The organism is Acinetobacter sp. ANC_7512 (assembly GCF_056779935.1).
The window spans coordinates 35736-46907 of sequence record NZ_JBWYIX010000018.1 but is presented as its reverse complement, the minus strand read 5'-3'; the positions used below and the strand labels follow the sequence as shown (position 1 = coordinate 46907).

11 protein-coding genes are annotated in these 11172 nt (G+C 37.4%); 5 read left to right on the top strand and 6 right to left on the bottom strand.

Features of this window, described 5'->3' with window-relative positions; all coding sequences use genetic code 11:
* Positions 1-343 precede the first annotated feature (343 nt).
* Together AC1M9H_RS14045 and AC1M9H_RS14040 are read left to right on the top strand one after the other, a co-directional pair.
* A complete protein-coding gene (locus AC1M9H_RS14045; RefSeq protein ID WP_481613623.1) occupies positions 344-1261 on the top strand; it encodes a matrixin family metalloprotease in 918 nt (305 codons plus the stop codon).
* 100 nt (positions 1262-1361) lie between these two features.
* Complete coding sequence (locus AC1M9H_RS14040) at positions 1362-1736, top strand: hypothetical protein (RefSeq protein ID WP_035270344.1); 375 nt, start codon at positions 1362-1364, stop codon at positions 1734-1736.
* Positions 1737-1794: 58 nt separating this feature from the next.
* On the opposite strand, the gene AC1M9H_RS14035 is transcribed toward AC1M9H_RS14040, so the two are convergent.
* The 3 genes from AC1M9H_RS14035 to purE form a co-directional block, all read right to left on the bottom strand.
* Complete coding sequence (locus AC1M9H_RS14035) at positions 1795-3075, bottom strand: lytic murein transglycosylase (protein WP_481609322.1); 1281 nt, start codon at positions 3073-3075, stop codon at positions 1795-1797.
* 631 nt (positions 3076-3706) lie between these two features.
* Entirely contained in the window at positions 3707-4828 is a 1122-nt protein-coding gene (locus AC1M9H_RS14030) for a 5-(carboxyamino)imidazole ribonucleotide synthase (protein ID WP_481588067.1), read from the bottom strand.
* Positions 4829-4843: 15 nt separating this feature from the next.
* Positions 4844-5356 (bottom strand): 5-(carboxyamino)imidazole ribonucleotide mutase, encoded by a 513-nt coding sequence (gene purE / locus AC1M9H_RS14025; RefSeq protein ID WP_035270333.1) that lies wholly within the window; start codon positions 5354-5356, stop codon positions 4844-4846.
* A gap of 271 nt (positions 5357-5627) precedes the next feature.
* Between purE and AC1M9H_RS14020 the strand changes: the two genes are divergently transcribed.
* On the top strand, positions 5628-6890 hold the full coding sequence (locus AC1M9H_RS14020; protein ID WP_481613622.1) for a DUF2254 domain-containing protein: 1263 nt from the start codon (positions 5628-5630) through the stop codon (positions 6888-6890).
* Positions 6891-6906: 16 nt separating this feature from the next.
* Here AC1M9H_RS14020 and AC1M9H_RS14015 read toward each other — a convergent pair whose 3' ends face one another.
* Positions 6907-7251, bottom strand: coding sequence for a DMT family protein (locus AC1M9H_RS14015; RefSeq protein ID WP_035270328.1), 345 nt, complete (start codon positions 7249-7251; stop codon positions 6907-6909).
* Between the two features lie 252 nt (positions 7252-7503).
* Between AC1M9H_RS14015 and mpl the strand changes: the two genes are divergently transcribed.
* On the top strand, positions 7504-8874 hold the full coding sequence (gene mpl / locus AC1M9H_RS14010) for a UDP-N-acetylmuramate:L-alanyl-gamma-D-glutamyl-meso-diaminopimelate ligase (protein ID WP_481609320.1): 1371 nt from the start codon (positions 7504-7506) through the stop codon (positions 8872-8874).
* A gap of 27 nt (positions 8875-8901) precedes the next feature.
* Here the strand turns inward: mpl and AC1M9H_RS14005 are convergent, their stop codons facing one another.
* Positions 8902-9195, bottom strand: a complete 294-nt coding sequence (locus AC1M9H_RS14005) for a GNAT family N-acetyltransferase (RefSeq protein WP_481592395.1) — start codon at positions 9193-9195, stop codon at positions 8902-8904.
* 21 nt (positions 9196-9216) lie between these two features.
* Positions 9217-9504: a GNAT family N-acetyltransferase gene (locus tag AC1M9H_RS14000; protein WP_035268578.1), complete on the bottom strand. Its 288-nt coding sequence runs from the start codon at positions 9502-9504 to the stop codon at positions 9217-9219.
* Positions 9505-10142: 638 nt separating this feature from the next.
* Here AC1M9H_RS14000 and AC1M9H_RS13995 point away from each other — a divergent pair.
* Complete coding sequence (locus AC1M9H_RS13995) at positions 10143-11105, top strand: TerC family protein (protein WP_481588063.1); 963 nt, start codon at positions 10143-10145, stop codon at positions 11103-11105.
* Positions 11106-11172 lie beyond the last annotated feature (67 nt).

Here is an 11172-nt window from a genome sequence, read left to right as displayed (position 1 = left end):
TCAATGCTAGAAGCTGGACTCGAAACACTTAACAACTCAGCAACCTGCTTCGCTCGTTTCCGTGTATCTCGTCGGTATGGGGTGCATTCTATAGATTTTTTCCTCCCTTGCAACCCCTTATTTCACTTATTTTCAACGGGTGATGCTTTTTTCGACTAAAAAGATGAAAAACATGAATTTTCACTCATTTTTTAATCATTATTCATATTTATTTTCATCATTCATTTAAATTTTACGAATAATTTTCATTTTTATACACACTGGAGCTCATATATTTTGATGTTTTATTTTCCAAAATGTTTTTTTAGGCTACATTGAATAAAAATTAAGTTGAATTGCTCGCATGATGCGCTCCATTATTCTGATCTTTTCCTTTTTATGCGTTGCATATTTTGCTGTACAACGTTTTATTCATCCTCAATTAAATCACAATTCAACTTTAGATCGGCTTCAACACCCCATTGATCAACGCCTAAGATATCGTATTGGGTTTATTGACCCAAGATTTCAACTTGATACAGAGGCATTACGCCAAATAACTCAAGAGGCAGCGAATATCTGGGAAAATCAAACTCAACAAAAGTATTTCGTTTACGACCCCAATGCTCGTCTTACAATTAATCTCATTTTTGATGAACGTCAAAATGAATCCAATTATAGAAAACATACGCTAAAGCAATTTGAAAATAGCAAATCATTAGCCGACCAAATGAGATTACAGCTAGAGCAAGAATCACAACAACTTGAATTTTTAAAACAGCAAATTGAACAGCAGCAACACAACTATAGTAATGATCTAGATCAACATAATAATTTCGTCCACCATATTAATGGCTTAAACACATCTATTACAGATTCACAACTTCAGCAGATCAATACCTCTAAGACACGGCTCACACAGCAGAAGCTTGGGATTGAAAGCAATATTGAACGATTTAACATCTTACGAACAGAACTCAACGATAAAGTTGAAAAATTCAACCAATCCCAACACCAACAACGTAAAGCTATTAATGAGTTTAACCAAGTTTTTCAAACCAAAATGTTCCACAAAGGCGAGTTTAATGGTCGTGAAATCAATATTTATGAATTTCAATCTATAGATGAGCTTCGAATCACATTAGCTCACGAATTTGGCCATGCATTAGGTCTTCAGCATACTAATGACCCCAATGCCTTAATGTATCCAATTCTAGAAAAGCAGAATTTCTCCAATTTTAAATTGACTACTGCCGACCTCGAACTGCTAAAAAGTCGATAAAATCAGCGCCACATCTCAATCCCATAATTAAATTACGGATTTAATTGAATAGTTTTGAATTCGTGTTAAGGTATTTTAAAATTAATCAGAGGAGAGAGACGTGAGTTATTATCATATTATTCTTGAGGTAAATGATCATATCAGCACGATCGAGGAAACTCGTGATATTGAAATATTTGATATTGTCGAGCTTCAACCTTATCTCTACTCAATTTTACTGCCATATTTCAATAAACAACTCATCGAACTCGATGATGAGAACATTAAATTCGAAGACGTCTTACATATTCAAATTAAGCAAACATTATTACCTATTCAAGATTTAATTGAAGAGGAACAACGCCAGCTTCCAAGCGATACAGATGTCACCATTACAGCTTATGAAATTTTTAACGATCGAGAATTAAGTCAAGATGTAACCTTAGTCATTTTTGACTTACTCGATGCTGTTAAAATCGATCGCTCTATTATTTAGAAACATCATCACAAAAAAAGGTCAACCTATGTTGACCTTTTTTAATCCGAGAACCTATTTATTGCATCATCAGCTGAGCCTGCTCATTTCTAAATGCACTCAATATCTGCTGTCCCGCTCGACCTGTAGGATTTAAGCCCAATCGGGTTTGCTCTTGACGAATTGCCTGTCGAGTTTTATCCCCAATTAAACCATCAATCGCACCAATATCGTAACCGCGCCGGATTAAATAGCGTTGAATTTCTCGGCGTTCTGCTCTTGATGTACCAGGATCATCAGTCGGCCAAGCTTTTGCAATTTTAGCTTTTCCTTGCAATCGATCTGATAAATGTGCGATTGCCAACGCATAACTTTCTGCTGCGTTATAACTATATATAGCATCAAAATTTTTAAATACTAGAAAGACCGGCCCAGCACTGCCAGCAGGCGCAAGCAACCCAGCTTGAGAAGATGCAGAAAGATTACCCTGAATTAAAGGGGAGCCATCCACTCTATTCAATCCTTGATTGACCCAATAAGACAATGCTTTCTTATTACGTCGCCCCTCACCTACAACTGACATTCCAGCAGGAATCTGCACTTCAAATCCCCAAGGTTGACCAGTTTGCCATCCTCTTTTCTTCAAAAAATTTGCTGTTGAAGCCAAAGCATCTGGAATACTCGAGACTAGATCACGTCGTCCATCACCATCAAAATCTACAGCAAGCTCATCATAGGTTGAAGGCATAAACTGAGTATGACCAAAAGCCCCTGCCCACGATCCTCTCAATTGTTCTTCCCGAACATCACCACGCTGTAAAAGTTTCATGGTGGTAAAAAATTCACCTCTAAAATACGATTGACGGCGCCCCTCACAGCTTAAAGTTCCCAAAGCTTGAAGCAATGGATAGCGTCCAGAAATATCACCATAGTTACTCTCAACTCCCCAAACTGCAACCACCATTTCAGCTGGAATGCCATAAGCCACACTTACACGGTCAAGTGTTTCTCGATGCTGTCGAAGTTTCTGTTGCCCCAATTGAACACGTTCATCATCAACTAAACCTGACAAATAATCCCAAATTGGCGTCGAAAATTCAGGCTGATAATTTAAACGTTCAATCACAGAATAGTCAGGAGTTAAATTCTGCGTGTAACGATCATACGTCGCCGAACTAACCCCTCTAGTGATCGCTTGTGATTTTAAATTCGAGATGCATTGCTGAAAATTAGGAGCGGATGACACAGTTGGCGTCATGGATGGCGAGGCTGTCACAGACTGACCATTAATAATCAACTCAGCATGAGTTTGAGATATCGCTAAAAAAAATGAACCTATCGTGAGTGCAAGCCGTTGCATAAGACCCTGTAATTCTAAAATGTTGGAATTATGTCTTTACCTTAACAGCTCACTCTAAAAATTAAAGCATCGAATCGTAAATTTAAATTCATACTTTCTACTTTTTTAAATTTATTTTGAAAATTTAAATTTAATAACTTATCCACAACCTAGTTTTAAATTCATTTGTTATTGAATTTAAATTTAAACCGCCACACAACATTTAAATTCAAAAAACTTATCCACAGTCATCCAATACTACAAATCAACCTAAATCATTGAAAATTATAGATATTAAAATAATTTAATTTACTCAATAGATAAGAATTTAGATATAAATCTTTAAATACATTTTTGAATTCAAACCTCAATAGTAACTTTGAATTCAAAATATCCTGTAAGCCTATTATTTTGAATTTAAAACCACTTTGAATTCAAAGTTAAGATGGCTCACATAAGCCATAATCAAACTTATACACAGTTCAAAATATGTATTCTAATCAGAACTAATAGTATAATTATTATGCAATTTTTTTAAAATTTCATCCGACCAATGGCAAGTGATTTTTAAAGAGGCGCAATCATGCCTTAAACAAGATAAATAAAAAAGCGACCACTCGTGTGATCGCTTTTTTTATCAGCAACTTAAAGTCTAGATGGTCATATCTTCACTTAATGCTAATGGGTTTGGTAAAATTTTCGACAATTGGCGACAGAGTGTAGTCAATTCTGAGCTATCGATTGGCATTAAGGTAATATGACCAATTTTACGACCTTCACGTTCTGACTTGTTATAAAGGTGCAAATGTGCACCCTCTAAAGCCAACACATCTTCAGTCTTTGGATGCTGACCAATAATGTTCACCAATACCGTTGGACGAATCATCTCAGTTGAACCCAAAGGTAAGCCTGCAACAGCACGGATATGGTTTTCAAACTGAGAGCACACAGCACCTTCAATCGACCAATGACCTGAGTTATGTACACGTGGCGCCATCTCATTAGCATATAAGCCTTTGTCCGTCACAAATAGCTCAAGCGTCAGCACACCGACATAGTTCAAATGGTTAAGCAAGCGAGTGATGTAATCTTGTGCTACAGGTTGTAGATCTACACTGTTCGGTGCAGGGACAATCGAGTGCGATAAGATACCATTGTGATGGTGGTTCTCAGCCAATGGCCATGTTTTCACATCACCATTCTGACCACGTACTGCAATGATTGACACTTCACGCGAGAAAGTCACAAAACTTTCAGCAATCAATTCACCCGCAGGACCAAGTTCCGCCCATGCTTGATCAATTTGATCCGCAGTGCGTAAGACAAACTGACCTTTACCATCATAACCACCACGTGAAGTTTTTAGTACGATTGGAAGACCAAGTTCAGCGACCGCGTTTTGTAAACTTTCTAGTGATGTCACCGCTTTGTAAGGTGCTACTGGAATATCTAACTCATCAAATAACGCTTTTTCAGACAAGCGATGCTGAGCAATCGCTAAAGCCTGACGCGGGGGATGCAGTTGCTTGGTTTCAGTTAATACATCTACATCTGACAATGGCGTATTTTCAAATTCTAAAGAAAAGACTTCTGCACTATTAATGAAATCCTGTAAGCCATTTTTAGCTTGAGTTGAGATCACTGGACCCAAAGCAGCAGAAGGGCAGTCTGTACTTGCTTCAAAAAAAGTACATTGAATATTTAATGGAAGTGCCGCCTGCGCCATCATTCGACCCAATTGACCGCCACCAAAAATACCGATGGTTTTATCCATAAGATTTCTCTCGAATTAAGCTTGACCAGGAATATTTTTACTCGCAACTTTTTCAGTTTGCGCTAAACGAAAATCGGCTACATTCTTTGCAATATCAGGGCGAGTTAAACCTAAAATTTGTGCCGCCATAATCGCAGCATTGGTCGCACCTGCAGGACCAATTGCCAGAGTACCGACAGCAATACCTGCTGGCATTTGTACAATTGAAAGCAATGAATCAACACCATTCAAGATCGAAGATTTAACCGGTACACCTAGAACAGGAAGATCAGTCTTCGCTGCGCACATACCCGGTAAATGCGCTGCACCACCAGCACCCGCAATAATCACTTGGATACCACGATCACGAGCTTGCTCAGCATATTCAAACAAACGATCTGGCGTACGGTGTGCTGAAACAACTTCCGCTTCAAAAGGTACACCAAGCTGATTCAACATATTGGCAGTGTGTTCGAGTGTCGCCCAGTCTGACTGAGAGCCCATGATAATTCCAACGAGAGGAGTGTCTTGTGAAGCGGCCGCATTCATTGCAATGTTTCCAGAGATTAAAGTAAGAGAGATAAATCTCGACGATAGCCAAGCTTTAATAAGAACTCACTATTATAGACTGAAAATGAATAGGTCTAAAGTTAAGCTGATAAAATAAGGATTAAAAATATATACTTGTTAATAGACATAAAAATGAATTTTATGATTGGTCATTGTTCGGCCTTAAACGTCTAGCTCATTTAAGACAAATTGAATTTACATAAAACTGAACTAAGCCATTCAAATTAAAAAATAAAAAGGAGAATATAGCATGTGGTTTAAACTGAAATTATGGTGGAATAACCCTGCAGAAAATTTATGGTTTACACCAGCACTTGGAGCTTTATTAGCGATTTTTTTCTCTTTATTTGCAACTGCAAGTCGTTATTTTATTCCATCACACGCGGTTCCAAATATCAGTATTGAAACACTAAGTAGCCTACTGGATATCATTGCTTCGAGTATGCTGGCGGTCACTACATTTTCACTTTCGATTATGGTCGCCGCATTTGCTTCAGCTTCATCGAGTGGTACGCCACGTGCTTATAAGCTGATGATGAATGATGATAATACTCGTCTCGCAATTACCAGTTTTATTTCCGCATTTATCTATGCCGTCATCGCAAAAATCGCTTTAGGTTTACAATATTATGGAGTTTCGGGTCGATTTGTCTTATTCGTAAGTACCATTTTGGTTCTTATTTATTTGATTGTGACATTAATTCGCTGGGTACAAACATTGTCTCAGCTTGGCACACTAACCAATGCTATTTCTAAAATTGAAACAGCAGCATCTCAAGCTTTAAGTACATTCCGTACACACCCCAACTTTGGCGCTTCAGGACAAAAACCATTTGGCGAAAGCCAACTCAAAATACACACAAAACAGACAGGTTATTTTACTCATTTTGATATTGAGTCCTTAAATCTTCTTGCTCAAACTCACAATGCACATATTCATCTTGCTTTTCTTCCTGGGAAATTCGTAGACCCATCACTGGTTCTGATTGAAGTCTTTACGGAAAATCCAATAGATGACGAAGAATTAAAAAATTTAGAACATCAAATTCATGAATTCGTGATTATCGAAACGAACCGAAGCTTTTTACAAGACCCAAGATTTGGTTTATTGGTCATGAGCGAGGTTGGACAAAAAGCGATGTCAGCTGCAATTAATGATGTGGGTTCAGCAATTAGTGCGATCAATGCCTTAACGCGGATTATTATTGATAGTCAGCCAGATCCAGAACAGAAAACTTTTAATTTCTCGAATATCAGTGTCGATATGTTTGATATTCGTGAGTTTATTAGCAGTAGCTTTGCACCGATGGCACGGGACTGTATAAGTAATATCGAATTAAATCAAAGAATAATTAAATGCTTATCCATGATTGAAAAAAATGTATCTGAATCGGAACTACGGGAAGCTGCTCATGAAATGGCACATGAAATCTTGGCACGCTGCTTAAAACATTTTGATTTTGAACCTGATCGTCAAAGATTAGTTCGGGAATATGAAAATAACTTTAGTTAATCTTCATCCTTTTGAATCATGGTGTTCTAAATACAAAATAGACACAACCACATAAGCAAAGTGCAGCCCATACATAATCTAATTTGAAAGGCTGTTTAAACATGAAAATCATGAAAGGAACAAATACCAATAGCGTAACGACTTCCTGAGTGATTTTCATTTGTCCCACAGCCCAGCCATTTTGAGCCAGCATCTTGGTTGCAGGAATCATTAAGCTGTATTCGAATAATGCAATGATCCAACTAAATAGAATGGCTTGCCATAAAGGGGCATCATGCGGCAAAAATTTTAAATGACCATACCACGCCAAAGTCATAAAGCAATTTGCTAAAATCAGAAGCAATAAAGGTAAATAAATCATTTAAATCTCAAGTTAAATCGTCCGCGTTATTCTACGATTAAATCATTTCGTTTCATCATACTAGATTAAAAATATTCATATATTTTAGCTCATAAGTTTAAAAATTTATTTCTGCAAAATTTTACGGAATGCCTTCTAATAATCACTATCTTTTCACCAAGACCCTTGTTATCGTTGACATCAAATCAAATAACACATGACAACAGCACCAAAAAGATGTTTGTGTCGAAAAGAGTAGTGGAGTAAATCATCATGCATCTGCATATTTTGGGAATCTGTGGCACCTTTATGGGATCGTTAGCACTGTTAGCTCGAGACCTAGGGCACACAGTGACAGGCTCGGACCAAAATGTGTATCCACCTATGTCGACACAACTTGAAAATGCGGGTATTACCTTAATGCAAGGTTATGACCGTAGTCATTTGCAACCACACCCAGATTTAGTGATCGTTGGTAATGCCATGAAACGTGGAATTGACGCCGTTGAATACATGCTAAATCAGGGTTTACCCTATATCTCTGGACCACAGTTCCTTGCCGACCATGTGCTACAAGGTAAACATGTATTAGGGGTTGCTGGTACACACGGAAAAACAACTACTACCACGATGTTAGCTTGGGTATTAGATCAAGCGGGCTTGGAACCGGGTTTTTTAATTGGTGGTGTACCACTTGGATTTAAAGAAAGTGCTCGTCTAGGCGGAGGTCAATATTTCTGTGTAGAAGCAGATGAATACGACTCTGCCTTCTTTGATAAACGATCTAAATTTGTTCATTACCATCCAAAGACAGCTATTCTGAATAATCTTGAATTTGATCATGCAGATATCTTTGATGATCTCGCTGCCATTCAAAAACAATTTCATCATTTGGTTCGTACTATTCCAAGTGAAGGCCGTATCATCGCACCAATCACTGAAACGAATATTGATGAAGTTTTGGCACAAGGCTGTTGGACACCGATCGTCCGCACATCCCTCGAATCTCATGATCAAGCAACTATCTCTGCAAACCAACTTTCTGCAGATGGTACTCATTTCCAAGTCTTAAAAGACGGCGAAGTAAAAGGTACAGTCCAATGGTCGATGACAGGTCAACACTCCGTTGCAAATGCTTTAGCAACCATTGCAGCTGCAGAGCATGTAGGTGTTTCCATTGAAACTGCATGCGAAGCATTATCGAATTTTGGTGGTGTAAAACGCCGTATGGAGCTCCTCGATACCATTCGAGGTATTGAAGTTTTCGATGATTTTGCTCATCACCCAACAGCAATTGACACAACACTGGATGGTGCTCGTAAACGATTAGGCGAACGTAAACTATGGGCGATTATTGAGCCTCGCTCAAATACGATGCGAATGGGAAGCCACAAAGATGGTTTAGCATATTCTGCTCGATTGGCAGATGAGGTGATTTGGTATCAACCTGAGGGTTTAGATTGGGATTTACAACCTGTTGTTGAAGCTGCTCCGAATAAAGCTGTGGTAGCGCGTACTTTAGAAGAAATCATTCAAACTGTCGTGAATGATGCAGGCGAGGGGGATGCCGTTGTGATCATGTCAAATGGTGGTTTTGGTGGTTTGCATCAAAAACTCATTCAAGCACTCAAAGCAAAAGAATAAATAAAAAAGCCCGCTCTGCGGGCTTTTTTATTTATAAGCGATAACGTCATGATATTCATTATGAAAACGCTTAAACATGACAACCACATAAGAGCAAGTTGGAACAATTTTTAATTTTTCTGTACGAGCAAATTCTACAAGTCGATCTAACAATAACTTTGCAGTTCCTTGTCCACGTAAACGATCATCGACCCAAGTATGATCCGCTATAATGATCTGTGGAGTTTGGTAACGATAGCTGATTTCTGCAATTCTTGATTGATCTGCGTCCGTGAGATAAAACTCACCGCCTTTCACACTATCGATATGTTCAAACTGCATATGACTGCTCACTGTATGATTTTATTTAAACAGAACATCGTGGATTGCTTCATCTTTGTTGAAAACAGATTTAGCAAATGGACAAAGCGGTAAGATTTTAACATTCTTTTGACGTGCTAATTCCACCGCACGGTCAACAAGTTGACGTCCCACGTTTTGCCCTCTTAATGAATCATCAACCCAAGTATGATCAATAATAAATTTATCTTCACCTGCCCATGAATAAGTCATTTCAGCTAAATGATGGCCATCTTCACCAATAAAAAACTCACCTTTTGATCCATTTTCTTGATGTTTAATTTCTAACATTATCATTATCCTATCATTCGTTATTAAATATAGATTAGAACGACATATTTACATAACACTATGAAAAAATGGGACAAACTTGTCTATCAATTACAAATTCAAAACTTTAATTTATTTTAAAAAAAGAAATATTATAAAAAACAAAAATATATATTGTCAGTCATAATCATTAAATGTTATTTTTTTAACATATAAATGTATTATTATTGTTAAAAAATTAATGAGTAAATGAAATGGATATCTATTTAATATCAATTGTAGTATTGATCATCATTGCAATAATCTTATTAATTTCAATTTTTAAAGACAAATTTAATAACCCATTTAAATAATTTGCACACAACTTATAAGTGTGTCATCCTTTGTGCACTCGAAATCAAATGAAACGATTTCAACGTAATTTATTATCAAATTTGAACAAGGGGAGTAGCCTCCTCCAACAGTACTTAAATACTGTGTCAGAATATCGTCATTACACTTTGAAAGAAGTCGGTATCTGAGCATCATTTCGATTATCTAAAAAATGCTTAATCAAAATGGTGTAGGCAAGACCTTGATCATGTTGTTTCAGAATTATTATCTGGCAACTGGTCGAGGTTTTTTTATGCCAAAATCAATTGCCAGTATTGGAGATCACTATGGAAACCATAGGCAATATTTGGCTTTATGTCATTTTTTTTGGCATCGTCACGATTATGCTCTTAATTGACTTTCTAGGTTTTAAACAAAAAGAAGGTCAAGAAGTTAAAGTTAAAACTGCTGCTTATTGGAGTATTGCATGGGTCACTGTCGCAACACTTTTTGGTGGTGGACTATGGCTATATCTAGAAAATACCGCTGGTATAAACGTAGCCAATACGAAAGTTATGGAATATTTTGCCGGCTATTTACTGGAAAAGTCACTCGCAATTGATAACGTCTTTGTGTGGCTAATGATTTTTGCTGCATTCGCTATACCTCCTGCACTTCAACGTCAATTACTCCTTTATGGTGTTTTGGGCGCTATTATTCTCAGAACAATTTTTATTTTTATCGGTGCGTGGTTCGTTCAGGAATTTTCGTGGATCCTCTATATCTTCGGTGCTTTCCTTGTATACACTGGATTTAAATTCCTTAAAGGACAAGAGGATGATCCAAATATTGAAGATATGGCCATTCTGAAATGGCTACGCAAACACATGCGAATTACTCCACAGTTGGAAGGAAATAAGTTTTTCGTAAGGCAAAATGGCGTTCTATGGGCAACCCCATTATTTTTAGTGCTAATTTTAGTCGAGGCATCTGATGTTATTTTTGCAGTCGATTCTATTCCAGCGATTTTTGCGGTCACCACTGATCCTTTTATCGTCCTTACAGCTAACTTGATGGCTATCCTCGGTCTACGGGCTATGTTTTTCTTACTGTCTGGAGCCGCTTCAAAAATGCATTATTTGCCTTATGGACTTGGGGCTATTTTAATTTTTATCGGTTTCAAAATGCTTATGCTTGACGTATTCCATATGCCAATTTGGATCTCATTAAGTTTTATCGTGATTGCCCTTTCAATTACAGCATGGCTTTCAATTCGTTATAGTAAAAAACATCATCAAACGACCTTATAAGGTCAAACTTTGTTGGATTCAATAAAGCCTTCATCTGAAGGCTTTATTTATATCATTAGATGAGCCA

Coding starts and splice junctions, on each gene's coding strand:
- AC1M9H_RS14030 (WP_481588067.1), bottom strand. CDS start 4,828: ATGGATAAAACCATCGGTATTTTTGGTGGCGGTCAATTGGGTCGAATG.
- AC1M9H_RS14015 (WP_035270328.1), bottom strand. CDS start 7,251: ATGATTTATTTACCTTTATTGCTTCTGATTTTAGCAAATTGCTTTATG.
- AC1M9H_RS13995 (WP_481588063.1), top strand. CDS start 10,143: ATGGAAACCATAGGCAATATTTGGCTTTATGTCATTTTTTTTGGCATC.
- AC1M9H_RS14035 (WP_481609322.1), bottom strand. CDS start 3,075: ATGCAACGGCTTGCACTCACGATAGGTTCATTTTTTTTAGCGATATCT.
- mpl (WP_481609320.1), top strand. CDS start 7,504: ATGCATCTGCATATTTTGGGAATCTGTGGCACCTTTATGGGATCGTTA.
- AC1M9H_RS14045 (WP_481613623.1), top strand. CDS start 344: ATGATGCGCTCCATTATTCTGATCTTTTCCTTTTTATGCGTTGCATAT.
- AC1M9H_RS14005 (WP_481592395.1), bottom strand. CDS start 9,195: ATGCAGTTTGAACATATCGATAGTGTGAAAGGCGGTGAGTTTTATCTC.
- AC1M9H_RS14020 (WP_481613622.1), top strand. CDS start 5,628: ATGTGGTTTAAACTGAAATTATGGTGGAATAACCCTGCAGAAAATTTA.
- purE (WP_035270333.1), bottom strand. CDS start 5,356: ATGAATGCGGCCGCTTCACAAGACACTCCTCTCGTTGGAATTATCATG.
- AC1M9H_RS14000 (WP_035268578.1), bottom strand. CDS start 9,504: ATGTTAGAAATTAAACATCAAGAAAATGGATCAAAAGGTGAGTTTTTT.